Origin of the sequence: Achromobacter spanius (assembly GCF_002812705.1) — a bacterium.
In the GTDB taxonomy this organism is placed as follows: domain Bacteria; phylum Pseudomonadota; class Gammaproteobacteria; order Burkholderiales; family Burkholderiaceae_B; genus Achromobacter; species Achromobacter spanius.
In genome coordinates, this window is record NZ_CP025030.1 from 1,614,375 (window position 1) to 1,639,754 (window position 25,380).

At 66.1% G+C, this 25,380-nt stretch carries 23 protein-coding genes and 1 riboswitch; of the genes, 13 read left to right on the plus strand and 10 right to left on the minus strand.

The window, feature by feature from the left end; translation table 11 throughout:
• Positions 1 to 2: 2 nt before the first annotated feature.
• Both CVS48_RS07320 and CVS48_RS07325 read right to left on the minus strand, forming a co-directional pair.
• On the minus strand, positions 3 to 1,610 hold the full coding sequence (locus CVS48_RS07320) for an amidase (protein WP_100853869.1): 1,608 nt from the start codon (positions 1,608 to 1,610) through the stop codon (positions 3 to 5).
• Between the two features lie 171 nt (positions 1,611 to 1,781).
• The gene (locus CVS48_RS07325; protein ID WP_100853870.1) at positions 1,782 to 3,101 is read right to left on the minus strand and encodes an MFS transporter; all 1,320 of its coding nucleotides are present in this window, start codon (positions 3,099 to 3,101) and stop codon (positions 1,782 to 1,784) included.
• An 81-nt stretch (positions 3,102 to 3,182) separates the two neighbouring features.
• Here CVS48_RS07325 and CVS48_RS07330 point away from each other — a divergent pair, with 81 nt between their 5' ends.
• Positions 3,183 to 4,190, plus strand: coding sequence for an Lrp/AsnC family transcriptional regulator (locus CVS48_RS07330; RefSeq protein WP_100853871.1), 1,008 nt, complete (start codon positions 3,183 to 3,185; stop codon positions 4,188 to 4,190).
• Between the two features lie 128 nt (positions 4,191 to 4,318).
• Here CVS48_RS07330 and CVS48_RS07335 read toward each other — a convergent pair whose 3' ends face one another.
• From CVS48_RS07335 to CVS48_RS07345, 3 genes are read right to left on the minus strand one after another with little or no spacing between them, the layout of a single operon-like run.
• Positions 4,319 to 6,811, minus strand: coding sequence for a branched-chain amino acid ABC transporter ATP-binding protein/permease (locus CVS48_RS07335; RefSeq protein ID WP_100853872.1), 2,493 nt, complete (start codon positions 6,809 to 6,811; stop codon positions 4,319 to 4,321).
• Entirely contained in the window at positions 6,811 to 7,689 is an 879-nt protein-coding gene (locus CVS48_RS07340) for a branched-chain amino acid ABC transporter permease (protein ID WP_100853873.1), read from the minus strand. Before CVS48_RS07340 ends, CVS48_RS07335 begins: the two co-directional genes overlap by 1 nt.
• 27 nt (positions 7,690 to 7,716) lie before the next feature.
• Positions 7,717 to 8,907 carry an ABC transporter substrate-binding protein gene (locus tag CVS48_RS07345; RefSeq protein ID WP_100853874.1) on the minus strand — a complete coding sequence of 397 codons (1,191 nt, stop codon included), beginning with the start codon at positions 8,905 to 8,907 and terminating at the stop codon, positions 7,717 to 7,719.
• 232 nt (positions 8,908 to 9,139) lie between these two features.
• Between CVS48_RS07345 and CVS48_RS07350 the strand changes: the two genes are divergently transcribed.
• From CVS48_RS07350 to CVS48_RS07360, 3 genes are all read left to right on the plus strand, one after another.
• Positions 9,140 to 10,102, plus strand: coding sequence for a polysaccharide deacetylase family protein (locus CVS48_RS07350; RefSeq protein WP_172616205.1), 963 nt, complete (start codon positions 9,140 to 9,142; stop codon positions 10,100 to 10,102).
• Positions 10,103 to 10,182: 80 nt separating this feature from the next.
• A complete protein-coding gene (locus tag CVS48_RS07355; protein WP_100853875.1) occupies positions 10,183 to 10,959 on the plus strand; it encodes a GntR family transcriptional regulator in 777 nt (258 codons plus the stop codon).
• Position 10,960: 1 nt separating this feature from the next.
• Complete coding sequence (locus CVS48_RS07360) at positions 10,961 to 11,602, plus strand: flavin reductase family protein (protein ID WP_050446162.1); 642 nt, start codon at positions 10,961 to 10,963, stop codon at positions 11,600 to 11,602.
• Positions 11,603 to 11,728: 126 nt separating this feature from the next.
• Here CVS48_RS07360 and CVS48_RS07365 read toward each other — a convergent pair whose 3' ends face one another.
• The 3 genes from CVS48_RS07365 to CVS48_RS07375 all read right to left on the minus strand — a co-directional run bounded on the left by CVS48_RS07365 (position 11,729) and on the right by CVS48_RS07375 (position 14,320).
• Positions 11,729 to 13,063 carry a type II toxin-antitoxin system HipA family toxin gene (locus CVS48_RS07365; protein ID WP_100853876.1) on the minus strand — a complete coding sequence of 445 codons (1,335 nt, stop codon included), beginning with the start codon at positions 13,061 to 13,063 and terminating at the stop codon, positions 11,729 to 11,731.
• Positions 13,064 to 13,066: 3 nt separating this feature from the next.
• On the minus strand, positions 13,067 to 13,324 hold the full coding sequence (locus tag CVS48_RS07370; protein WP_050446164.1) for a helix-turn-helix domain-containing protein: 258 nt from the start codon (positions 13,322 to 13,324) through the stop codon (positions 13,067 to 13,069).
• Positions 13,325 to 13,396: 72 nt separating this feature from the next.
• Complete coding sequence (locus CVS48_RS07375; RefSeq protein WP_100857547.1) at positions 13,397 to 14,320, minus strand: LysR family transcriptional regulator; 924 nt, start codon at positions 14,318 to 14,320, stop codon at positions 13,397 to 13,399.
• A 157-nt stretch (positions 14,321 to 14,477) separates the two neighbouring features.
• On the opposite strand from CVS48_RS07375, the gene CVS48_RS07380 reads away from it, so the two are divergent.
• From CVS48_RS07380 to metF, 9 genes are all read left to right on the plus strand, one after another.
• Positions 14,478 to 15,461 (plus strand): tripartite tricarboxylate transporter substrate binding protein, encoded by a 984-nt coding sequence (locus CVS48_RS07380; RefSeq protein WP_100853877.1) that lies wholly within the window; start codon positions 14,478 to 14,480, stop codon positions 15,459 to 15,461.
• A 70-nt stretch (positions 15,462 to 15,531) separates the two neighbouring features.
• Positions 15,532 to 16,953: a 3-isopropylmalate dehydratase large subunit gene (leuC, locus tag CVS48_RS07385; protein WP_100853878.1), complete on the plus strand. Its 1,422-nt coding sequence runs from the start codon at positions 15,532 to 15,534 to the stop codon at positions 16,951 to 16,953.
• Positions 16,950 to 17,606, plus strand: coding sequence for a 3-isopropylmalate dehydratase small subunit (leuD, locus tag CVS48_RS07390; protein WP_100853879.1), 657 nt, complete (start codon positions 16,950 to 16,952; stop codon positions 17,604 to 17,606). The genes leuC and leuD overlap by 4 nt, the downstream gene beginning before the upstream one ends.
• Positions 17,607 to 17,627: 21 nt before the next feature.
• Positions 17,628 to 18,515, plus strand: a complete 888-nt coding sequence (locus CVS48_RS07395) for an alpha/beta fold hydrolase (RefSeq protein ID WP_100853880.1) — start codon at positions 17,628 to 17,630, stop codon at positions 18,513 to 18,515.
• Between the two features lie 79 nt (positions 18,516 to 18,594).
• Positions 18,595 to 18,831, plus strand: coding sequence for a DUF1289 domain-containing protein (locus tag CVS48_RS07400; RefSeq protein ID WP_100853881.1), 237 nt, complete (start codon positions 18,595 to 18,597; stop codon positions 18,829 to 18,831).
• A gap of 141 nt (positions 18,832 to 18,972) precedes the next feature.
• Entirely contained in the window at positions 18,973 to 20,031 is a 1,059-nt protein-coding gene (locus CVS48_RS07405) for a glycosyltransferase family 4 protein (RefSeq protein WP_100853882.1), read from the plus strand.
• Positions 20,032 to 20,104: 73 nt separating this feature from the next.
• Positions 20,105 to 20,262: riboswitch (S-adenosyl-L-homocysteine riboswitch) on the plus strand.
• Between the two features lie 100 nt (positions 20,263 to 20,362).
• A complete protein-coding gene (gene ahcY, locus CVS48_RS07410) occupies positions 20,363 to 21,781 on the plus strand; it encodes an adenosylhomocysteinase (RefSeq protein WP_100853883.1) in 1,419 nt (472 codons plus the stop codon).
• 123 nt (positions 21,782 to 21,904) lie between these two features.
• Entirely contained in the window at positions 21,905 to 22,240 is a 336-nt protein-coding gene (locus CVS48_RS07415; RefSeq protein WP_050446250.1) for a phage holin family protein, read from the plus strand.
• Complete coding sequence (metF, locus tag CVS48_RS07420) at positions 22,240 to 23,082, plus strand: methylenetetrahydrofolate reductase [NAD(P)H] (RefSeq protein ID WP_100853884.1); 843 nt, start codon at positions 22,240 to 22,242, stop codon at positions 23,080 to 23,082. The genes CVS48_RS07415 and metF overlap by 1 nt, the downstream gene beginning before the upstream one ends.
• An 87-nt stretch (positions 23,083 to 23,169) precedes the next feature.
• Here the strand turns inward: metF and CVS48_RS07425 are convergent, their stop codons facing one another.
• Together CVS48_RS07425 and CVS48_RS07430 are read right to left on the minus strand one after the other, a co-directional pair.
• A complete protein-coding gene (locus CVS48_RS07425) occupies positions 23,170 to 24,168 on the minus strand; it encodes a tripartite tricarboxylate transporter substrate-binding protein (RefSeq protein WP_100853885.1) in 999 nt (332 codons plus the stop codon).
• A gap of 313 nt (positions 24,169 to 24,481) precedes the next feature.
• Complete coding sequence (locus CVS48_RS07430; RefSeq protein WP_100857548.1) at positions 24,482 to 25,345, minus strand: proteasome-type protease; 864 nt, start codon at positions 25,343 to 25,345, stop codon at positions 24,482 to 24,484.
• Positions 25,346 to 25,380: the final 35 nt, after the last annotated feature.

Below are 25,380 nucleotides of genomic sequence, written 5' to 3' on the forward strand. Positions count from 1 at the left end.
TCCTACAGGTCCCACGGTGACATATCGGGCGTCTGTCGCGTCGGCGCCAGCACCCGTTCCAGCGTTGCCGCGCAGTCCAGCAGTGGGGCATCGCGGCCCGCGGGGGCCAGTAGCTGTACACCGATCGGCATGCCTTCGGCGTCGAAACCGGCGGGTAGGGTGATGGCGGCCGCGCCCAGGAAATTGGCGGGGCGCAGCAGCTTGCCAAGGCCTACGTGGCGCACGTCTTCGGCGTCCAGCGGCTGCGCACCCTGGTCGCAGGCGGGCATCAGCAGGGCGTCCAGCCCTTGCATGGCGCCGGCAAATGCGGCCATGTCGGCCTGCCGCCGGTTCAGCGCGGCTTCGTAGTCTGCCTGCGCGATCCGGCCGCCCGCCGCGATGCGCGCGCGCACCACTTCCCACAAGGGCGCGGCGGGGTTTTCGGCCAGCGCGCCGAAATAGCGATAGGCCTCGTACGCCAGCACCAACGAGTTGTCGTCCGCCATGCGGGCGAACGACAAGGAGGCGGGCGGATGCCAGGCGGTGGGCCTCAGGCCGGCTTGTGCAAGGCGCTCTTGTGCTTGATGCCAGACCTGCAGGGCGGCGTCGGACAGCGGCGCGGGCCAGGCTTGTGGCGGCAATATGGTGACAGAGATGGGAACGTTTAAGGCGGAGGAGGAGGCGGCAGCAGGGAGGGCAACGTCACCGGAGGCGGCGGAGGAGGCGAGGAAGGCGGAGGAGGAGGAGGCAGAGGAGGAGGCAGTAGGGGGCGTAACAGCACCGGCGGAGGTGGGGGCGGTAGCGGTGGCCGAGAAGGCGAGAGCGTTAGCGGCGACTCGGCGCGCCACGGGATGGCGCAGCGCGGTGACGCAGGAGGCGTGCAGCGCCAAGGTGGCGGCGTCGTCCACATCGGGTCCGGCCAGCACTTGCGCCAGCAGCCGGGCGTCCGCCACGCTGCGGGCGATGGGCCCCAGCACATCCAGCGTGTCCGACAGTGGCAGGCAGCCGGCGCGGCTGATCAGGCCCGACGATGGCTTGTAGCCCACCACGCCATTAAGCGCGGCGGGCGCGCGTACCGAACCGCCGGTGTCGCCGCCCAGTGCGATGGGCGTCAGGCCGGCCGCCACCGCCACGCCCGCGCCGCTGGACGATCCGCCGGGCGCGCGTGCGACCTTGGCGTCCCACGGGTTGCGCGCCGTGCCTTGGGTAGGGTTCTGGCCCGACAGCCCAAACGCGAATTCCGTCATGCGCGTCTTGCCCAGAATCACCATGCCCGCCGCCGCCAGCGCGCGCACCGCCGCCGAGGTTTCCGTGCTGATCACGCCACGCCGCGCCTGCGAGCCGCCGGTGGTGGGCGTGCCCTGCCACTGGATGCTGTCTTTCACCGCCACCGGCACGCCGTGCAAGGGACCCAGCAGCATGCCCGCGTCCTGCAACCGGTCCGCCGCGTCGGCCTGGGCCAACGCGCGTTCGGCCGTGACTTCGCTGAAGGCAGCCAGTGGCGCGGCGCGTTCGATGCGGTCCAGGAAGTGGGCGGTGACCTGGCGCGAGCTCAGTTCACGGTCACGGATGGCGCGAGCCAGTTCGCGGGCGTCTCGAAAATGCAGGTCGGTGGGGTGTTGTGCTGGCATGGCTCTCTTCAAGAAAAGGAAAAGCCTTCCGGCCCTGAGGGGTCCGGAAAGCGTTTATACGGGGCGCGCTGGAGCGATCTCAGAGATGGCTTTCAGCGGCGACTTCGGCAGCGCCTTCAATGATGCGTTCAGCAGCGACTTCAGCAGCGACTTCAATGCTGCTTTCAGCAATTACTTCAGCGTCTGCCCGCGCGTTTCGGGCATGCGGATGAAGGTGATCAACGTGATCACGGCGCCGGCCAGCACGTAGTAGAAGAACCAGCGTTCCATGCCTTTGCTTTGCAGCCAGGTCAGCAGGTAGGGCGTGGTGCCGCCCAGCAGCGCCACAACCAGGTTATACGGTGTGCCGATGCCGACGGCGCGCACGCTGGTGGGAAATTGTTCCGACATGATGGCCGGGGCAATGGCCGTGTACATGGCGTACAGCACCAGGCCGAACAGTTCCACGGCCAGGATCGACCCGAACGACGGGCCCAGCGTGGTCATGAGCGGGTAGAAGAACACCAGGTAGCCGGCCGCGAAGAAAATCAATTGCGGCTTGCGGCCGATGCGGTCGGACAGCATGCCGAACAGCGGCTGCACCAGCATGAAGACAATCAAGGCCACGGTGTTGGCCGCGAACGCGGTCTTGGGGTCGGCGCCCACCTGGCGGATGGCGTAGGTGGGCACGTAGGCCACGAAGATGTAGAACGCAAACGTCGTCAACACCGAAAAGCCCACGATGCGCAGCACTTCACGCGGGTGGTCGCGCAGCAGCGTGCGCAGCGGCTGCTTTTCGATGCCGGCTTGCTTGGCGTGGGAAAACGCTTCGGTTTCGGGAATCGAGCGGCGGATCCACATGCCCGCCAAGCCGCCGAACGCGCCCAGCAGGAACGGAATGCGCCAGCCCCAAGAGGCCATGTCGGCCTTGGTCAGGGTGGACGTCAGGATCCAACCCACGGCGGACGCGGCCAGGATGCCCACGGCGGCGCTGAAGAACACAAAGCTGGAATAGAAACCGCGCTTTTCCGGCGGCGCCATTTCAGCCAGAAAGGTCGTGGCCGAGGCATACTCTCCGCCTAGCGACAACCCTTGCAAGAGGCGCGCGGCGGTCAGCAGCAACGGAGCCGCCAAGCCGATGGTGGCGTAAGTGGGGGTGATGGCGATGATGAGGGAACCGCCCGCCATCATCAGAATCGTCAGACCCAGCGCGGCTTTGCGGCCGTAGCGGTCGGAAAAGATGCCCAGCACCCAGCCACCCACGGGGCGCATGAAGAAGCCCACGGCGAAGATGCCGAAGGTGGCGAGCAGCGCCGTTGTTTCATTGCCTTCCGGAAAGAACTGGCTGGAAAAGAAGATGGCGAACGAGGCGTAGATGGTCCAATCGAACCACTCGACCGCATTGCCTACACTACCGGCCAGAATGGTGCGGGCGCGGGATACGGGCGCCGCGCTGGCGGGCGCGGCGCTTGCCCCTTGCTTGCTGCGCAAGGTCGCGGATGGGCTGCTCATGTCGTCCTCAGGTAAGAGTTTATTTTTGGTCAAAAAAACAGTTTAAATTTGTGTTTTTATCAATGCGCGAACGTTAGATTAATGAATATAGTCACGTCAAGTAAGGGTAAGCCCTTAATGCCAGTGCTGGATGACACCGACCTGGCCTGCCTGATCGCGTTGCAGGCAGACCCCCGCGCGTCCTGGCGCGAGCTGGGCGCGGCCACCGGCATCGCCGAGCGCACCGTGGCGCGCCGCATCCGCCGCCTGATGGAAGCCGATGCGCTGCGCGTCATTGCCGAACCCGATCCGCTGGCCATGGGGCAGGGCGTGGTGCTGCATGCCTGGGTGCGCTGTCGATCGGGCCGGGTGCCGGACGTGGCGGAGCAACTGGCGCGGCTGGACATCAGCCAACTGGTGGTGACGCTGGCCGGCACGGCCGACCTGATGGCCGAACTGACCCTGGCCGACGCCGCCGACATGCCGGACGTGGTGACGCGGGTGTTGCCGTCCATCGACGGCGTGGAACACGTGGAAGCGCGCCTGGTGCTGCGCCCCTTCAGGCGCGCGGGCCAGTGGCGCATCCAGGCGCAGCCGGCCGTGGCCGCCGCCGAGGCCGCACCCGCGCAGCCGCCCGCTGCGTTGAGCGAGCCCGAGCAGCGCATGATGGCGCATCTGATGCGTGACGGGCGCGCCAGCCTGGCCGAACTGGCCGAACACGCCGGCGTCAGCGAACCCACCGCGCAGCGCTTGTTGCAGCATCTGGTTGAGCGTCGCGCGCTGAGCTTTCGGGTGGAAGTTGAACCCGCCTTGGTGGGCTTTCCGTTGGAAGCGGTGATTTCAGTGCAGGTGCGGCCGCAAGCCGTTGACGCGCTGGCCGCGCATCTGGCGCTGGATCCGCACACACGCTGCCTGTTTGGCACCAGCGGCGCATCGCAACTGTTCTGGCACGTGCTGTGCCGCGACAGCCTGCATCTGTGGGAAGTGGTGACACGCAGGCTGGGTGAGCTGGACGGCGTACTCAACAGCGAAGTCGGCGTGGTGATGCGCGCGCACAAGCGTTGCGGCATTGTGCGTGCGGGGGCGCGCCTGGAAGCGGACGCGGCCTAGCGCCCAAGGCCGGCCGGCCCGCGTTCTTGTCTGCGTTCTTGTTGCGGCCGCGCCCGCAGCCGTGGCCGCGGGGCGGGCTTGGTTGCCAGGAACCGCTCGGCGGTTGTTGCCCCGGCGGGGGCATCGCTTCATGCGCCCAGATACGCGCGAGCCAACGCGCCGTCTTGCGCAATTTCCGCCGCCGACCCTTGCGCCGCCACGCGCCCGGACTCCAGCACATACGCCCGGTCCGCCAACGACAGCGCCAGCGCCGCCATTTGATCCACCAGCAGAATCGTCATGGATTCGGCGCGCAGGCGGTCCAGCGCTTCGAACAGCTCGTCGATGATCTTGGGCGCCAGGCCCAGCGACGGTTCGTCCAGCAACAAGATCACCGGCTTGGACATCAGCCCGCGCGCAATCGCCAGCATCTGCTGTTCGCCGCCCGACAAGAGGCCGGCGCGCTGATGCAGGCGTTCGCGCAGGCGCGGAAAGCGCGTCAGCATTTCTTCGACGCGGGCCTCGCGGTCCTGGGGATGCAGGAAGGCGCCCAGCCGGATGTTGTCCAGCACGCTCAAGCCGGGAAACACTTGCCGCCCTTCGGGCACCAGCACCAGACCGCGCGCCACGATGCGGTCTGCGGCCAAGTTGTTCAGTTCCATCCCTTGCAAATGCATGCCGCCTTGCGCGGGCCGATGCAGCCCGGCCAGCGTGCGCATCAAGGTCGACTTGCCCGCGCCATTGGCCCCCAGCAGCGCCACCATCTCGCCCTGGCGCACTTGCAGGTCGATGCCGTGCAGCACGGGGTTCGCGCCGTAGCCGGTGACCAGGTTGCCCACGCCCAGCACCTCGGGCGCCACGGGCGCGCCCTCCGGACGTTGCCGCGCGGCCGGCGCGCGCCGGGCGCTGTCGTCGCCCAGATACGCCTGACGCACGGCGGGCGACTGCTGGATTTCGGCCGGGTTGCCCTTGGCCAGTTCGCGGCCCGCGTCGATGGCCACGACGTGATCGGACACGCCCATCACCAGCGCCATGTCGTGTTCGACCAGCAGCACGCCCGCGCCCGCTTCGGCAATGCGCCGCAACAGGCCGGCCAGGCGCGTCTTGTCTTCGCGCGACAGGCCGGCTGCCGGTTCGTCCATCAGCAGAATGTCGGCGCCCGTGGCCAAGGCCCGCGCAATTTCCACCAGCCGTCGGTCTACGTGCGGCAGGTCGGCGGCGGGCACGTTCAGCGCGCCTTCATAGCCGCAGAAGGCCAGCAGCGCACGCGCGCGTTCGCGTACGTCCGGCGCCAGATAGCGGCGCGATCCCAGCAACCCGCCCAGGCGGCCGCGCACCATGCCCAGCGCCACGTTGTCTTCCACGGTCAAGGTGTCGAACAACTGCGAGGTCTGATAGGTGCGGGCAATGCCGCTGCGCGCCACGCGGTAGGCGGGCAGGGCGGCCAGCGGCGTGTCACCCAGCGACACCGCGCCGCTGGTGGGTTGGTAGTAGCCGCTAAGCATGTTGATGACGGTGGACTTGCCCGCGCCATTGGGGCCGATCAACGCCGTGACGGCGGCGGGCGGCACGTTGAACGACACGGACTGCACGGCTCGCACGCCGCCAAACGTCATGGTCAGCGCATCGGCGCGCAGTACGCGCCCGGCGCGTCCGCCCATCGACATGCCGCCGCCATGGCGCGGTGCAAGCGCCTGGCCCGCCGCGTTGCGACGCCAGCGCGACAGCAAGCCGGCCACGCCGTCCGGCGCCGCCCACAGCACCACGAGCAGGAACACGCCGAAGAACAGCAGGCGGTATTCCTCCAGGCTGGACAGCAGTTCGGGCAGCAGGCCCACCACCACCGCGCCCAGCAAGGGCCCGGCCAGGGATCCCGCGCCGCCCAGCGTCACCGCCAGCACGAACAGGATCGACTGCATGAAATTGAAGTTGTGCGGCGTGATCATGCCGGTCTGCGGCGCGTAGAGCCCGCCCGCCAGGCCCACCACCGCCGCCGACACCATGAACGCCACCGTCTTGACCATCAAGGGATTGATGCCGATGGATTCGCTGGCGGTCTCGCTGTCTTTCACCGCGCGCATGGCGGCGCCCCAGGTGCCGCGCGACAGCAGCGCATATGCCGCCAGCGCCACGAACACGGCCACGATCGCCAGCATTGCTACGCCCCGGTCGCCGCCGATGCTGCCCAGCGAGGGCTGCGCGATGCCCATCAGGCCGTTCTGCCCGCCGGTGATGTCGCCGCCTTCGATCAGCGCGTGCTCCACGATGAAGCCAAAGGCGATGGTGATCATCGCCAGGTACGGACCCTTCACGCGCAGCGCGGGCAGGGCCAGCAGCAGGCCGAAGGCGCCCGCCACCAATGCGGCCATGGGCCACGCCAGCCAGAAGCTCCAGCCCGCCTGGCCGGTCAGGATGGCCACGGTGTAGGCGCCGATGGCGTAGAAGCCCGCGTGGCCGAATGACATCTGCCCGGTCAACCCCAGCAGCACGTTAAGGCCGATGCCGGCCAACGCCAACAGCGCCACGTTGCCCAGCACGAAGACGTAATAGCCGTTGACGGTAGCCGCCAGAACCAGGGCGGCCACGGCCAGCAGCGCGTAGAGCGCCAGCCACAGCCGGCGCGATGCAAGTCGCTTATTCATCAGACCTTCCTGACATCGGCGCGGCCGAACAGTCCATTCGGACGCACGGCCAACATGACGATCACCAGCGTGAAGCTGATGATGTGGGTGTACCCAGAGCCCAGGTTCACGGTGATCAGCGCTTCGACCACCCCAAACAGCAGGCCCGCGATCATCACGCCCCAGGCGCTGGTGATGCCGCCCAGGATGGCCACCACATAGGCCTTCAAGCCGAACAGCGTGCCCATGTCCGCCTGCACGTTGAACAGCGGCGCCACCAGCGCGCCGGCCACGCCCGCAAACAGCGTGGACACGGCGAAGGCGGCCATGATGGCGCGGCGCACGGGGATGCCCATGAGCCGCGCGGCGTTCGGGTTCTGCACCACGGCCAGCAGCGCCACGCCCCAGCGCGTGCGGCGCGACAGGGTGTGCAGCGCGGCGGCCAGCGTCAGTCCGACCAGCGGAATCAGCAGTTGCAGCGGGTAGACGCCGAGCCCCAGGCCGCCGATTTCAAGCGGGGCTTGGGCCAAAGGCGAAGGCAGGCTGCGCGGTTCCTTGCCGAAGGTGAACATCACCACGTTGTCCAGCACGATGCCCAGCGCCACCGTCGACATCAGCCAGGCGTTGGAGCCCCGGCTGGCAAACGGCCGCACGGCCAGCCGCTCGACCACCAGCCCATACAGGGCGCAGAGCGCCAGCGCCACCAACAGCGCGGGCGCCAGCGGCCAGCCCAAGGTCTGGACGAACGTGTAGGTCAGTACGGCGCCCAGCATCATGGAACTGCCCTGGGCGAAATTCACCGTTCCCGACACGGCGTAGGTCAGGTAAAAGCCCAGGGCCATCAGCCCGTACATGCTTCCCAGACCCAGGCCGCTGACGATGGCGGACATCAACAACATGCGCGTCTCCCGCGTGATTCAACCGGTTTACTGCGTGCCCTTGACGGGCAGGATGCGGTTGTCGATGAAATGCGTCCACACGTAGTCGTTTTCGCGCAGCGCGTCGTGCGACGTGGGGGTGAAGGGCTGTTCGTAGGTCTTGATCAGGCCGTCATACTTGCCGATCTTGTAGAAGCCCTGGCGCACCGCGTCGCCATCGGTCGAGCCGGCCTGCGCGATGGCCAGCGCGGCCAGTTGCATGCCGTCATAGGCGTTGGCCACGCCCACCGCCGGCGTGATGTCTTGCGGGCCCTTGATGTCGGAATACTTGGTCTTCAGCGCCTGCAAGACCTTTTCGCCCACCGGCCCTTGCTTGCCGAAGAAGCTGTAGGTCTGCACGAAGTGCACGTTCTTGGCGTTGGGGCCGGCCAATTCGGTAAAGCGCCCGCCTGCCGGACCCCAGTGCGACACGATCGGCACCTTCCAGCCCATGCGGTCCAGCGACTTCACCACTTGCGCCGACGGGCCCACGTTGCCCACCATGAACAGCGTGTCCGCGCCCGCCGCCTTCAGGCGGCTCAGTTGCGGCACCACGTCCAGGTCGTTGGGCTGGAATTTCTCGGTGCCCGCCGCCGTGATCTTGGCGGCGGCCATCGCCACGTTCAGCCCTTTCTCGTTGGATTCGCCCCAGGGGTTGTTCACCAGGATCAGCCCCGGCTTGGCGGTTTGAAACGTCTTTTGCGCGTACTGCACCATCGCGCTGTCAACAATCTCGTCCATGGCTGACACGCGGAACACGAAGTTGGGGTTGCCCTTGTTGTGCGTGATGGCCGTGCCGGCGGCCCAGGGGCCCATGAACGGCACTTTCTCCTGGTTCACGATGGGCACGATGGCCATCGACACCGGGGTGTCCAGGCCGCCGAACAGCACCGCCACTTTCTCTTTGAAGATCAGCTCGCGCGCGGCGGCCATGCCCTTGGCGGGGTTGCCTTCGTCGTCGCGGCGCACCAACTCGATCTTGCGGCCGCCCAGCAGTCCGCCCTTGGCGTTGATCTCGTCGATGGCGATGGTCATGCCGCGCGTCAGCGCTTCGCCCGCGCGGGCGGATTCACCCGACAGCGCGGTGATCAGGCCGATCTTGATGGGGTCGGCGGCAAGCGCCGGTTGCAGGGCGAGGCCGGCCGTGAAGAGGGCGGCGGCGGTGGCGCGAAGCATGAAGGAACGGCGGGTCGGGACCATCGAGACACTCCTGAAAAAAGTGGAACGGATCTTGCATGGGAATAAGTGCTGCTTCCCTACCCCATGCAAGATCCATGCCACCTGCGTTCACGGCATTGCTGATTGCCTGGATCGCGCTGCCACCAGGGGAGATGTGGCGTCTTTGGGCGTGGTTTGTATGCGTCAGAACCGAGTTTTGTTTCCAAAGAACCAAGAATTTTGTTAACAATCATGCATCAGGATTTGCACCAAAATGAACCCAACCTTGCTTGCAGGCACTAATCCGGGGCGTGACGACGCCGCTGCCTGGACCCCCGAGGCCCTGGCTTGCCACGGCCGCTTCGCCTATCAACCGATTGCCGGTCGGCCGGACTACACCTGGCCGAACGGGGCGCGGCTGGCCGTGTACCTGGGCTTCAACATTGAGCATTTCGCCTTTGGCGAAGGGCTGGGGGCGGAACTGGGACCGGCCTCGCCGCATCCGGACGTGCTGAACTACGCCTGGCGCGAGTACGGCAACCGCGTGGGGGCGTGGCGCTGCCTGGAATTGTTTGACGAACTGCGCTTGCCCGCGGGCGTGCTGATCAACACCGCGCTGTATGACCATTGCCCCGACCTGATCGACGCCTTCCTGGCACGTGGCGACGAACTGATCGGTCATGGCTACAGCAACGCGCATCGGCAGGGCGGCTTGCCCGAAGCCGAGGAAAGCGCGCTGCTGGCGCATTGCCGCGACCGCATTGCCCAGCACGCCGGCCAGGCGCCCGCGGGTTGGCTGTCACCCTGGATATCGGAAAGCCGCGCCACGCCCGACCTGCTGGCCGAAGCCGGCTACCGCTACACGCTGAACTGGTGCCACGACGACCAGCCCATGCGCATGCGCACGCGCGGGGGCGAACTGTGGGCCATTCCGTACCCGCAGGAACTCAACGACATCCCGATGATCATGGGCCGCAAGATGGACGCGCGCGACTTTGCCGATATGATTCTTGACCAGTTCGAAGAGATGCGCGCGCAGGCGCTGCGCCAGCCGCTGGTGATGGGCATCGCGCTGCATCCCTATATCGTTGGGCAGCCATATCGCTTGCGGCATCTGCGCCGGGCGCTGGCGCCCCTGGCGGCCGCGCGCGACCGGGGCGAGATCTGGTTCACCACGCCCGGCGAAATCTGCCGTCACGTGGACAGCCTGCCGCCCGGCGTGATCGCCGCGCTCTGACGGTCGAACGTCCGTCCGAACCGCACCGACGCCCTTATTGCCTGTAATGCCCGTCTTGCACGTTTACCACCGAGCCCAGCATGCCAACCCGTAGCCCCGCAACACCCCGCGCCAAGCCCGCTGCCCGTAAACCGATTGCCGTCGAACCCGCCGTGGCGGGCGCCGCCAGCGCTGGCGACGGCTCGCCCGACAGCGACATGGAACGCCGCATCTGCGAAGCGGTATATGAAAGCGTGATGAGCCAGCGCCTGACGCCCGGCACGAAGCTGCCCGAGGCCGCGATCTGCGAGCTGTTCGGCGTGTCGCGCTCGGTGGCGCGCAAAGCCTTGCAGCGCCTGGCGCACGAGCACGTGGTGGACTTGCACCACAACCGGGGCGCCGTGGTGGCCGAACCCACGCCCGAAGACACGCGCCAGATCTTCCAGGCGCGCCGCGCGCTGGAAGCCGCGCTGCTGCCCTTGGCCATGGCGCGCGCCACCAAGGCCGACTATGCGTCGCTGCGCAAACAGTTGCGCGACGAGCACGCCTTGCTGCATCGCGCCGGCCAGCCCGCGTGGGCGCGGCAGGCCAGCGCATTTCACGTGCGGCTGGGCGAGCTTTCCGGCAACGCCATCCTGCACGGCTACCTGGCCGAACTGGTGTCGCGCTGCTCGCTCATCGTGGCGCTGTACGAACCGCCCGGCAACGCCGCGTGCGAACACGACGAACACGTGCTGATCGTGGACCTGATGGAACGCGGCGACGTGGCCCAGGCCGTGAAGATCAATGACAACCACTTGGCGGACCTGGAGCGGCGCATCAGCCTTGAGCGCCCACAGCCCGCGCAAACCCTTGCCCAGATGCTGGGACTGGCCTGATATGGAAATCGACTTCGACGCAATCACCGAATACCAGCGCTACAAGCTGATGGCCAGCCTGATCGTGCCCCGCCCGATCGCGCTGATCACCACCTTGTCCGAAACCGGCGTGGTCAACGCGGCGCCGTTCAGCATGTTCAACATGCTGGGCGAAGACCCGCCCATCGTCATGGTCAGCATCAACCGCCTGGAAGATGGCGGCTTGAAGGACACGGCGCGCAACATCGCGCGCGACAAGGAATTCGTGGTGCACCTGACCGACGAAGCCATGGCCGAAAAGATGCATCGCTGCGGCGACCGCCTGCCCGCCGACGTCAGCGAACTGGCCCACGCCGGCCTGGACGCCGCGCCCAGCCACCACGTCAAGCCGCCGCGCATCGTGCAGGCCCCCGTCGCGTTCGAATGCACGCTGTACGAAACCATGGAAACCGCCAGCCGCCAGATCTTCATCGGCCAGGTGCGCTGGCTGCACGCGCGCGACGGCCTGATCGACACGGAAACCTGGCGCGTGCGTTTGCAGGATTACTTCCCGGTGGGCAGGTTCGGCGCAAGCTTCTACGTCACCACGCGCGACCGCTACGCCATCGGCGCGGGCGACGCGCCGGCGGGCACGGCGGCGAGCACGGCGATTGATGAGATTTAACGTCCGAGGGCTAGCTGTGGATCGACGCGGCTATGCGTGCTTGGGCGCGGCCGGCTAGGCGCGGCCGGCCAGGCGCGGCCGGCTAGGCGCGGCCGGCTTAGGCGCGGCCGGCTCAGGCGCGGCCGGCTAACGCGCGGCCAGCCCTTCGGACCGTCCGATGACGCGGGATGTGTCCAAGGGTGCGTCGGCGGCTTCGTAGCCTGCCTCGGAAATCGCGGCGTCCAGGCTACGGTACCGAGCATCAAGTTTCGAACTCCGCAGCCCGCACATGCCGTCGTTCCAGGCATGCACCATTTGCTTGGCAATCCAGCGCCACTGCGGTTCGTTCTTCGCTGCCTCGATCACCTCGCGTCCCACTTCGACTGCCGATTCGCATAGCTGTTCGACCATCGCCTGATACTGCTTTGAATTGATGCCAAGCCTGGCCAGCATGAACTTGGCCAGCGTGCTGCCGGGAACCCATGTCTTGCGTCCGTCAACGGACAGGGCGGGCGCACTGTTGCTGAATTCGGGGTAGGCCTGGGTCGTGACGATGTCGTAGACAGGCGTGTACGCGATGTCGGCGCGCGATGTGTAATACAAGGCGATGTTCTTGGCATGGCAATCCGCGTTGCGGACCACGTAGTTCGTAAGCAGATGCCAAGCGAAGTGCAGGTTTTGCGCACGCAGCGATGCCGAAGGAATGTACTCGCGGGTGGCCTTGTAGAGGCGCTCGGTGGTCGTGGCGTACTTTTCGTGCGGTGGCAGGCCGAGCAGGCTGCAAGCGTCTTCCACACCGCTTATCGGCTGGCCGGCAGCATCGACGTCGAAGCGGTCAACGACCAGCACACGGCCATCGTCGGACATCTGGGCATTGACGACGGGCACGACATTCAGGCGCCGCAATACGCGCAGCGTGAAGAACTCGTTGAATCCCAAATAGGGAGTCCTCTCGTCGGACCCTTTGATGATGTGTTGCGGGGTCCGCAACGTGGCTTTTTCCGGGTCGGCGGCGCCTTGGCTACCCCCGTCGGGAGCCAGGAACTTGGGCACCACGCCTGAGATGGCGCTGCGTGCATACGCGCGCACCAGCGCGTCGAAGCGGGGCGCCGTGTTCTCGGCCGTCAACAGGTCCTTGATATTCAGAGGCGGTAACGGCACGCCAGGAGTTGCGCCTTCCGCTGTAACGGCTACGCGCCCAATACCGGATGCGCCGACGACGGCAAGCAGGGATAAGTCCGTGCCATCCATGAGCGGGCCAAACAGCTCGCGGATTACGCCAAGCAGATGGCCTTCAGGCAAGTTTTGGCGAAAAAACGGGTGCAAGTCGCGGGGCCATCGCCACGCCGCCTCGCGCACTGGCATCGTAAGACTGACGAAGGCGTCGTCGGGGGCGTCAGGGACATAATCGAGAACGTATTCGTCTGCCTCGCGATAGAGCTTGGCGACGTGGCGTCCGAGAACGTGGACGTCCAGTTTCATGGCTTATTCCCCACGCCGTTGTTCGGCCAAAATGTCTTCCAACGTCCGCTGGTGGCCAGCTTTGACAACTTTGAGGTCATAGCCGGCTGCGTCCAGCAACCGCACCAGCGCTGATACGCTCATGTCGTTGCGTGCCAAGTTTTCCATGCGCGTCAGCGTGGTTCGGGCGACATCCGCGCGCCGGGCCATTTCCTCTTGCGACAAGCCGCTTTCCTTGCGGGCCGAGCGCAGCATTTCCGCGACATCGCCAAGTGTGGTCATTTTGTAGCCCCTGGGCATCAGAATTGGCTAATTCTAGCTAATTTGTAGCCCTGAGGCTACATCGAAGATCAATTACCAGCCCGCATTTCCGCCGCCCGGCCCCTTCAAATACCGCGCGAAGCGCTGTGACAGGAAATCCACGAAAGCCACCGTCTTGGCCGGCAGGTTCAGGCGTTCGGGGTAAAGCGCGTGGATGTCGGCGGCGGGCGTGCGCCAGTCGGTCAGCACTTCGCGCAGTCGGCCGTCGCGCAGGTAGGCGGCGGTTTCCCATTCCGAGCGCATGACGATGCCGTGGCCGTCCAGCGCCCATTCCAGCGCGCTTTGGCCGTCGTTGGAACTGACCGGGCCGCGCACTTTCACGGTTTCGGCGCGTTGGCCGGATTCCAGCCGCCAGGTGCCGTAGGCGACCTCGTTTTCGCGCACCACGATGCAGCGGTGGCGTTGCAGTTCGCCCGGGGTGCGGGGTTCGCCGTAGGTGTCCAGGTAGCGGGGCGATGCGCACAGCAGCCGCCGGTTGGACGCGATCTTGCGAGCCGTCAGGCGGGCGTCGGGCAGGTCGCCGAAGCGCACGGCCACGTCGAAGCCTTCTTCGATCAGGTTCAGCGGCCTGTCCGTCAGCCGCATCTGCACTTCCACATCGGGATACTGGCGCGCGAAATCCGAGACGGCCGGAACGATGTGTGCGCGGCCGAAGCCGAACGTGGCGTTCAGCCGCAGCAGCCCCTGGGGTTGCGCGCGGGCGCTGGACACCGAGCGTTCCAGCGCTTCAAGGTCAGCCAGGATGCGGCCACCTTCGGCGAGATAAAGCTCGCCTTCCTGGGTAACGCTGACGCGCCGGGTGGTGCGGTTCAGCAGCCGCACGCCCAGGCGCTGCTCCAGCCGGGCCAGCCTGGCGCTGATGGCGGGCGGCGTCAGGCCCAGTTCGCGCGCCGTGGCGGACAGGTTGCCGTGTTTGACCACCAGCGAAAAGAAAGCAAGATCGGAAAGGGCGTCCATGGCAGTCCCCAAGGCGGTGGCCATTTATAAATTAAATCTAATAAAGATTTAGTTTTTCCGCGAATTATAAAGACCCAAGCGGCCTATAAACTGGCCGCTCCACTATAGAGCCGCAGTGCCACTGCGCCACCACGCGGCCAACCGAGGAGACATCCGCATGACCATCAAACCCGTAGCCGGCGCCTTGTGCGCGGCCCTTGCCGTTGCAGCCTGTTGGACCGCGCCGGCCGCTGCCGCCGACGCTTTTCCTGATCGGGCGATCACCCTGATCGTGCCGTTTGCGCCTGGCGGCAGCGTGGATATCGCCGCGCGCCTGATCTCGGAGGCCTGGGGCCGCGCGCTGGGGCAAAGCGTGATCATCGAAAACCGGGCCGGCGCGTCCGGCAACATCGGCATGTCCGCCGTGGCGCGCGCCCAACCCAACGGCTACACGCTGGGCATCAACACCATGTCGCTGGCCATCAACCCGGCGCTGTTCAAGACCATGCCGTTCGACACGGGCAAAGACCTGCGCTCGGTGGGCACCGTGGGCACGTCGCAGCACGTGCTGACGGTGACGAACGCCTTGCCCGTGGCCAACGTCAGCGAACTGCTGGCCTATGTGCGCGCCCGCCCCGCGAATGACCTGAGCTTTGGGTCGGCCGGCACCGGCAGCACCTTCCATATGGCGGCGGAATTGTTCAAGTCCGTGTCCAAGACGCAGATCCTGCATGTGCCGTACAAGGGCGGCGGCCCGGCCATGGTGGACACCATCAGCGGCCAGGTGCAGATGAGCTTTCCGGTGTTGTCCGCCGCCAAGCCCCAAGTCGACGGCAAGAAGCTGCGCGCCCTGGGCGTGACCGGCACGACGCGCTCGCCGCTGCTGCCCGATGTGCCGACCATCGCCGAATCCGGCCTGCCGGGCTACGAGTTCAACACCTGGTTTGTCGTCAGCGCGCCGGCTGGTACGCCGCAACCGGTGATCGACACCTTGAACGCCAAACTGGCCGAAGCGCTGCAATCGCAGGAGCTCAGCACGCGCATGCAGAAAGAGGGTTTCGAGCCGCTGGTGTCGTCGCCCGCGAAGGCGGACGACATGGTGGCCGCCGAGATGACGCGCTGGGCCAAGGTGGTGAAGGACGCTGGAATTCAGGCCAACTGATTGGCCGATTGAAGCCATTGCAAGACGCGCCCGCGCCCGCCGCGGGCGCTCAAATTCAAGGAAGCAAGACATGCCCCGCATGACGCTGTACGACAAACTGGTGGCCAGCCATGAGGTGGCCCGCATCGACGACGAGCACATTCTGCTGTACGTGGATCTGCACATCATGAACGAATACACCAGCCCGCAAGCCTTCAGCGGTCTGGCCGCGCGCGGCCGCGACGTGTTGCGGCCGGGGCAGCAGATGGCGGTGGTGGACCACATCATTCCCACGCATCCGGTGCCGTCGGCGCTGCGCGTGATTGCCGATGAGGCGTCGTCGCGTCAGGCCGTGAACCTGAAGCGCAATTGCGACGAGCAGCACATCGCGCTCTTCGATACGACCGACCCGTTGCAGGGTATTGAGCACGTGATCGCGCCCGAGCACGGCATGATCCTGCCCGGCATGGTGGTGCTGTGCGGCGACAGCCACACCACCACCTATGGCGCGTTGGGCGCGTTGGGCTTCGGCATCGGCACGTCGGAAGTCGAACACATACTGGCCACGCAGACGCTGGTGTACCGTGTGGCGCGCAATATGCGCGTGCGGGTCGACGGGGTGCTGGGCACGGGCGTGTCCGCCAAGGACCTGGTGATCTACCTGGTGCATCGCATGGGCGCGCAAGGCGCGCGCGGCCACGCGGTGGAGTTCTGCGGCGAGGCCATCGACGCCTTGTCGGCCGAGGCCCGCATGACCCTGTGCAACATGACGGTGGAAGCCGGCGCGCGCGCCGCGCTGATCGCGCCGGACGCCACGACCGACGGCTACGTCACTGCGCACGCGCCGCAGTTGCAGGGCGACATGCTGGCACAGGCACGCGCGTACTGGGCCACGCTGCGCACCGATGCCGACGCGGTGTTCGACGCCGAACACGTGTTTCATGCCGCTGACATTGCGCCGTTCGTCACCTGGGGCACCAGCCCCGATCAAGCGGTGCCGGTCACCGGTTGTGTGCCCGACCCGCAAGCCGAACCTGATCAACTGGCCCGGCTGGCGCTGCAAAAGGCCATGGACTACATCGGCCTGGTACCCGGCGCGCCGATCGCCGGGGTGCCGGTGGACCGCGTGTTCATTGGGTCCTGTACCAACGGGCGTATTGAAGACCTGCGCGTGGTGGCCGGGCTGGTGCGGGGCAGGAAGGTGGCGGCGGGCGTGCGCGCGATGGTCGTGCCGGGTTCGGGCGCGGTGCGCGCGCAGGCCGAAGCCGAAGGCCTGGCGGCGTTGCTGATCGAGGCGGGTTTCGAATGGCGCCAACCGGGCTGTTCGATGTGCCTGGCGATGAACGACGACGTGCTGCGCCCGGGCGAGCGCTGCGCGTCCACCACCAACCGAAATTTTGAAGGACGCCAGGGGCGGGCAGGGCGCACGCACCTGATGAGTCCGGCGATGGCCGCCGCCGCCGCGCTGGCCGGCCGCATCGTGGACGTCCGCGACTGGAGCCAAACCAAATGAATCCGTTGATTGAAGGCATCGCCGCGCCGTTGCCGTACTCCAACCTGGACACCGACCAGATCATGCCCAAGCAGTTCTTGCGCATCATCGACAAGGCGGGGCTGGACCAGGGCCTGCTGTATGACCTGCGCTTTGACGAGCATGGCGCACCGCGCGCGGATTTCGTGCTGAACCAGGACGCCTACGCGGGCACGTCCGTGCTGGTGGCCGGCCCGAACTTCGGCTGCGGATCCAGCCGCGAGCACGCGGTGTGGGGCTTGCAGCAGTTCGGCATCCGCGCGGTGATCGCGCCCAGCTTTGGCGAGATCTTCTACTTCAACGCGGTCAACAACGGCTTGCTGCTGGTCAGCCTGCCACCCGCCGATGTCGACGCTTTGCTCGCGCGGGTGTCCAATACGCAAGCGCCCGGGAACAACTGCCTGGCCATCGACGTGATGGCGGGCCAGGTCCGCGCCGCCGACGGCTGGACGGCGGGCTTTGCCTTGCCGGAGCGGCATCGCCGCATGTTCGCGCAAGGCCAGGACCTGGTGGGCGCGTCGCTGTTGCAATTGCCCGAGGTGGAGCGGTTCGAAGCCACCCACTGGGCGCGGCATCCGTGGATGAAGGATGTGGCGCGCACGGTGCGCGACCGCCTGGATTCCGCTCGACAATAAACGCACAAGGAGACCCCACCCATGACCGCATTTTTCGACCTGCCCGTGCGCCGCATCCCGGCCAATGGCATTGAGATCGCCGCGCGCATCGACGGGTCGGGCCCGCCCTTGCTGCTGCTGCACGGCCATCCGCAAACGAATGCCATCTGGCACCGCGTGTGGCCGGAGCTGACTCGGCATCGCACCTGCGTGGCGGCCGACTTGCGCGGCTATGGCGACAGCACCAAGCCCGCGGCCACGCCGGACCACGCCGCGCATGCCAAGCGCGAGATGGCCGCCGACATGCTGGGCTTGATGCGCGCGCTGGGCCACGAGCGCTTCGAGGTGCTGGCGCATGACCGTGGCGCGCGCGTGGCGCATCGGCTGGCGCTGGACCATGCCAGCGCCGTGTCGCGCATGATGCTGCTGGATGTTGCGCCGACGCTGGACATGTACGAAGGCACCACGCGCGCGTTCGCCCAGGCCTACTTCCATTGGTTCTGGCTGATTCAGCCCGCGCCCGGCCCGGAAACCATGATCGAGCACGACCCCGTTTTCTACCTGCGTTCGGTCATGGGTGGACGCCCCGGCGGCCTGGCACATTTTTCGGCCGAGGCGATGGCCGAATACGAATGCGCGGCCCGCCTGCCCGGTTGGGCCACGGGCCTGTGCGAAGACTATCGCGCGTCGGCCACGATAGACCTGGAGCACGACCGCGCCGGCCGCGCCTCGGGCGAGCGGCTGCGCATGCCGGTGCGGGCGCTATGGGGCGAGCGCGGGGCGGTAGGCAAGAATTTCGACGTGCTGGCGCTATGGCAGGCGATTGCCGACGAGGTCTCGGGCGGCCCCTTGCCGGGGGCGCATTACCTGGCCGAAGAATGCCCCGACGCCGTGCTGCAAGAGGCCGGCGCGTTCTTCGGATGGCGCTGAACGGCCGCCGTCAAGCTAGCCTTGGTGGGCGATAGGGCTATCCAGAAAGGGACACAACCCGGGTGGTAACCTTCGCCCCATGAATCGTTACTTCGCTGATCTTTCCGAACTGCCCGACCCTGACGACGCCCAGCGCGTCTTCAAGGCAACCGACTCCCCCTGCGTGGCCGTGTGCTCGACCCTGTTCGACGACATCTGCCGAGGCTGCGGCCGCACGGCCATGGAAGTCGCCAACTGGGTGTTCATGTCGGAAGAGGAAAAGCGCGACGTCTGGGTGCGCATCAAGGCGCAGGGGTACCCCCGGCGCAACAACTAAGGCGGGGCGGGCCGGGTCTACCGGCCATTTTTTTCCCCGCTGTTTCGGGTCTGGCCAACGTGGCCTGGTGTCGTGGCCCTGTCACATGGCACGGGCTAAATCGCGGTATCGCCGCAAACGCGGCGCACTTCCGGCCCTATCATGCGCATCGTCCTGGTTACGGATGCCTGGCATCCGCAAGTCAATGGCGTCGTCCGCACCTGGACGACCATGCGGCAGATTCTGCATGAATGGGGCCACGAGCTGATCGTGGTGAGCCCGGAGGGCAGCCGAACCGTGCCGGCGCCGTCCGAGCCCGATCTACGTCTGTGCCTGCAACCCGGGCGGCAGTTGCGCCGCATCCTGGGCGACACCATTCCCGACGCGCTGCACATTGCCACCGAAGGCCCGCTGGGGCTGGCGGCGCGCCGCATGGCGCTGTCGCGCGGCTGGCAATTCACGACGTCATTCCACACCATGTTCCCCGACTACCTGCAAGCGCGGATGGGCATTCCCGCCGCCTTGCCGTGGCGCTACCTGCGCTGGTTCCACCGGCCTTCGCAATGCGTGCTGGTGCCCACGCCCACGGTGCGCGATGTGCTGGTGCGTCGTGGCCTGGGCAAATTGCAGGTCTGGTCGCGCGGGGTGGACGCGCGCAAATTCCAGCCGGCCCGCAGCCAGGCATTCGCGCATCTGCCTCGCCCCGTTTTCCTGAGCGTGGGCCGCGTGGCGCGCGAGAAGAACCTGGATGCCTTTCTGTCGCTGGACTTGCCGGGCAGCAAGGTGGTGGTGGGGGCGGGCCCGGACGAGGCGCGGCTGAAAAAGCGCTTTCCCGATGCGGTCTTCCTGGGCATGCAGCAGGACGACGCGCTGCCCTCGTTCTACGCCGCGGCCGATGTGTTCGTGTTTCCCAGCCTGACCGACACGTTCGGCCTGGTGATGCTGGAGGCGATGGCTTGCGGCACGCCCGTGGCGGCGTTTCGCAGCGAGGCGCCGCTGGCGGTGGTGAACCAGGGCGTCACCGGCTGCCTGGACGACGACCTGGCCCAAGCCTGCCGCGCCGCGCTGCCGCTGGACCGTGACGCAGTGCGGGCGCATGCGCTGACCCGCAGCTGGGACACGGTGGCGACGAGCTTGCTGGATGCGCTGGTGCCGCTGGTGGCCGTGCCGCCGCAAGTGCCGGCATCCCCTTCCCGGACCGCGTCGGCGCGGGCGGAATGATGAACTGATCTTTCCCTGGTTTTTTTCAGGGACGGAATTCCGCGCGCCGTGCCGAACCGGTACAATGCCCGGCAATCCTGAGGAGCGTTGCGACGACCCAGCGGTTCCCGCCTTGCACGGTAAGTGCAACGGCAATGTGCAATAGCACGTGGACCCCGGCTCGCCAGGCTCAGGAATCCTTGTTCAAGCGCCGCGCCTTGCGCGTCGCTACAGCAACGGCGCTCACCTTTGTCGCATATGGCGGGAAAGGCGAGCACTCGACTGTCGTGGTGTATTCGCGTTGTCCGGCCATATCGTGCGCCGTTCGATATTCACGTGGAGCCTACACACCATGAACGCTGTTACTGATAAATCCTTCTCCGACTACTTGGTTGCCGACCTGTCGCTGGCTGGCTGGGGCCGTCGCGAACTGGCCATCGCCGAAACCGAAATGCCCGGCCTGATGGCCATCCGCGAAGAATTCGCCGCCGCGCAGCCGCTCAAGGGCGCGCGCATTGCCGGCAGCCTGCACATGACCATCCAGACCGGCGTGCTGATCGAAACGCTGGTGGCCCTGGGCGCCGAAGTGCGCTGGGCCTCGTGCAACATCTTCTCCACGCAAGACCACGCCGCCGCCGCCATCGCCGCGTCCGGCACGCCGGTCTTCGCCGTCAAGGGCGAAACGCTGGAAGAGTACTGGCAGTACACCCACAAGATTTTCGAATGGCCCAATGGCCAGCACGCCAACATGATCCTCGACGACGGCGGCGACGCCACGTTGATGCTGCACCTGGGCACCAAGGCCGAGAAAGACATCTCGGTGCTGGCCAATCCGGGCAGCGACGAAGAGCGCATCCTGTTCGCCGCCATCAAGGAAACGCTCAAGCGTGATCCGAAGTGGTATTCCACCCGCCTGGCGCAGATCAAGGGCGTGACGGAAGAAACCACGACCGGCGTGCATCGCCTGTACCAGATGTCGCAAAAGGGCGAGCTGGCCTTTGCCGCCATCAACGTCAACGACTCGGTCACCAAGTCCAAGTTCGACAACCTGTACGGCTGCCGTGAATCGCTGGTGGACGGCATCAAGCGCGCCACCGACGTGATGGTCGCCGGCAAGATCGCCGTCGTGGCCGGTTACGGCGACGTGGGCAAGGGCTGCGCCCAGGCGCTGGTCGCCTTGCGCGCCCAAGTCTGGGTTACCGAAATCGACCCGATCTGCGCCCTGCAAGCCGCGATGGAAGGCTTCAAGGTCGTGACGATGGAAGAAGCCGCCGTGCACGGCGATATCTTCGTCACCGCCACCGGCAACTACCACGTCATCACGCGCGAACACATGAACGCCATGAAGGACCAGGCGATCGTCTGCAACATCGGCCACTTCGATAACGAAATCGACGTTGCCGGCCTGGCCGATTGCCAATGGGAAGAAATCAAGCCGCAGGTTGATCACGTGATCTTCCCGGACGGCAAGCGCATCATCCTGCTGGCCCAAGGCCGCCTGGTGAACCTGGGTTGCGCCACCGGCCACCCGTCGTTCGTGATGTCGTCGTCGTTCGCCAACCAGACCATCGCCCAGATCGAATTGTTCACGCGCAACGAAGCCTACAAGTCGGGCGAAGTCTACGTGCTGCCCAAGCACCTGGACGAAAAGGTTGCCCGCCTGCACCTGAAGAAACTGGGTGTGAAGCTGACGACGCTGCGCAAGGATCAGGCCGACTACATCAACGTGCCGGTCGAAGGCCCCTTCAAGCCCGAGCACTACCGTTATTGATGGGTTGAAAGCACAATAGGAAATGCCGCGCCATGTTGGCGCGGGTTTCCAAGCCGCGGGCGAACCTGGTTTTCACCCAGTTAAAACCAGGCCGCGGCGCGTCAACACAGGAGTTCGAACATGGTGGCACTGATACTCGTCTGGATCCTGAACGCGGTGGCCCTGCTGGCCGTCGCCTACCTCTTGCCCGGTATCGTCGTGGCCAGTTTCGGTTCAGCGCTGATCGCGGCGTTGGTGCTGGGCCTGGTCAACATGCTGGTCAAGCCGGTGCTGGTGTTGCTTACCTTGCCCATCACGATCGTCACGCTCGGGCTCTTCCTTATCGTCATCAACGCCTTGTTGTTCTGGTTCGTCGGCTCCGTGCTGAAGGGCTTCCAGGTCAACGGGTTCTGGTGGGCCGTGGGCGGTGCCATTCTGTACAGCATCATCTCTGGCCTGCTTACCAAACTGATCCCCTAATGTCTGACTCGACTTCCCCTGCTTTCAGCCTGGAGTTCTTTCCTCCGCGCGACCTGGCCGGCCAAGAGCGGCTGGTGCGCGCGGCCAAGCAGATGCTGGCCATTCAGCCCAAGTACGTCAGCGTGACCTTCGGCGCGGGTGGTTCCACGCGCGCCGGCACGGCCGATGCCGTGCGCACGTTGCGCAACCTGGGTTGCGATGCGGCGCCTCACTTGTCTTGCGTGGGCGCCACGCGCCAGGATCTGCGCGACATACTCCAGACGTACAAGAGCGAAGGCGTGCGGCGCGTGGTCGCCCTGCGCGGCGACCTGCCCTCGGGCATGGGCGGCGACGCGGGCGAGCTGCGCTACGCCAGCGAACTGGTGTCGTTCATCCGCGAGGAAACCGGCGACTGGTTCCACATCGAAGTGGCCGCCTATCCCGAAATGCACCCGCAAGCCGCCAACCCGTCGGCTGACCTGGATCATTTCGTGGCCAAGGTGAACGCCGGCGCCGATGCCGCCATCACGCAGTACTTCTTCAACGCCGACGCCTACTTCGACTTCGTCGACCGGGCCCAGGCCAAGGGCGTGAACGTGCCGATCGTGCCGGGCATCATGCCCATCACGAACCACACGCAACTGCTACGTTTTTCGGAAATGTGCGGCGCGGAAGTGCCGCGCTGGATCCGCCTGCGCTTGGCGGAGTTTGGTGACGACAAAGCGTCCATCCGCGCCTTTGGCGTGGATGTGGTGACCGAGTTGTGCCAGACCCTGCTGGACAACGGCGCCCCGGGTTTGCATTTTTATACGCTGAACCAGGCAGAAGCACCGCTTGCGGTGTGGAAGGAACTGGCGCTGTAAAGCTTGCGTAGGATGGGTGAAGCGCGCGCGACCCGGCAAAAGAACGCGATGCCGCGCCGCGCGCAACCCATCATTCACGGTCTGGGTTTAATCCGCGTAGACGCCTGCCTTGCGGATGACGACGCCCCATTTGTTGATTTCGGATTGCAGCCAGGTTTGCAGGCCTTCTGGCGTCTGCTTCGATTCCGGCACGATGTCGGCGCCCAGTTCTGCCATTTTCTGCGTGAACGTCGGGTCTTTCAGCGCCGCGCGCAGCGCCGCGTTGAACTTGTTGATGGCTTCGGGCGGCGTGCCCTTGGGCGCATAGACGCCGTGCCAGACCTTTACCTCGAACCCCTTCAAGCCGGCTTCCTGCAAGGTTGGCGCGTCAGGCAGTGTCTTGATGCGGTCCAGCGTGGTGACGCCGAATAGCTTCACGCGGTCGGCCTTGATCTGCGGGATGGTTTGCGTGGTCTGGTCGCACAGCACGTCCACCTGGCCGCCCAGCAGTGCCGTCATGGCGGGGGCCGTGCCGGCATAGGGGACCGTGGTGAATTGCACGCCCAGCGCTTCCTGCAGCAGCATGCCGCACAACTGCGATACGGCGCCCAGCCCGGCGTTGGCCAGGTTGACCTTGTTGCCGTTTTCGCGCGCGTACTTGATAAAGCCCGTCATGCCGTCGGCCGGCAAGTCCTTGCGGCCCAGCAAGGTCATGGGCACGTCCGCCACCTGGCCGACGTAGGCGAAGTCCGTCAGCGGGTTGTACGACAGCTTGCGGTATAGCGCCGGGGCGGTCGCCATGCCGTTGTGGTGGATCAGGAAGGTGTAGCCGTCGGGCGCGGCGCGCGCCACGTGCTGCGAGGCCAGCGTGCCGCCCGCGCCGGTGCGATTTTCGATCACGACACTTTGCCCCAGCGTCTTGGCCATGGACGCGCCCAGGCTGCGCGCGACCACATCGGTCGGCCCGCCGGCCGCGAACGGCACCACCAGCGAAATGGGGTGGTTGGGATAGGCGCCCTGCGCGCTGGCGGATCCCCAGGCAAGGCATGACAGGGCCAGCACGGGCCAGGCTGCGCGCGTTGCCGCGCGCCCGAAGTAATTGGGCATGTCTCGCTCCTTGTGGTTTTTCTACAGGCAGCAAGCAGTGTGGCCCGTGTAGCCAAGGATGAGAATTCGCCGTTTCACAAGCCGGGTTTCAGCAAGTGGAAAGGGGGGAAAACGTGGGGGGAAATGCCGTGGGAGCGTGCCCGAAGGGAAATGCCAGGGAGATGCCGCGTGAAACGCGGCGAGCGCTGGGGCTTGTCGCGGCGGTGTTCAACGCAATGCTGTTAACAGGGCGGCGAGACGGCGAGACGGCAAGACGGCAAGACGGCGAGACGGGCCACGCAAGTCTGCGCGTCCCAGAAACCGCCGCCTGGATTCAATTCGCCTGATCCTTGCCCGAATCTTGCGCCAGCACCTGCGGTGTGGGGTAGCTGGGTTCGGGCGCGTTCACCGGCTCGATGCGCAGCGGCTGGTGCACGCGGCTCAAGGGCACCAGTGAGCTGGGGTCGTCGGGGTTGGTCCACAGCGGGTCGGGGATCTCGGCGAAAACCTGGCGCAGGCGTTCGCCCCAGGTGCCGCGGATCATGCGGAAGTATTCGTTGTTTTCGTCGATGCTGGCAAAGTGCGTCACGCGCAGGGCGTTGGTGTCATACACCAGCAAATCCAGCGGCAGGCCCACGGAAATGTTCGACCGCAAGGTCGAGTCCATGGAAATCAGCGCGCACTTGGCGGCTTCGTCCAGTGACGTGTCGGGTCGCAGCACGCGGTCCAGGATGGGCTTGCCGTACTTGGCTTCGCCGATCTGGAAGTACGGGCATTCCTGGCCGGCTTCAATGAAATTGCCGGCCGCGTAAACCTGGAACAGGCGGCAGCGTTCGGCGCCGATCTGTCCCCCGAAAATGATGCTGACGTTGAAGTCCACGCCTTGCTCATGCAGGGCAGGGGCTTCGCGCTGGTAGACCTCGCGCACGGCGGCGCCCACGCAGCGGGTGGCCTCGAACAGGTCGGTGGCGGTCCAGATGGTGTCGCCGCCTTCCTCGTGCTGGCGGGCCAGGGCATGCAGCACGGCCTGGCTGACCGCCAGGTTGCCGGAAGTCATCATGACCATGACGCGCTCGCCCGGTCGTTCGAAGACGGTCATTTTTCGGAAGACGCTGATCTGGTCGACGCCCGCATTGGTGCGGGAGTCAGAGAGAAATACCAGGCCAGCGTCAAGGCGGGCGGCTACGCAGTAGGTCATGATCGAAAATTTGGAGAAACCACGCCGCATTGTAT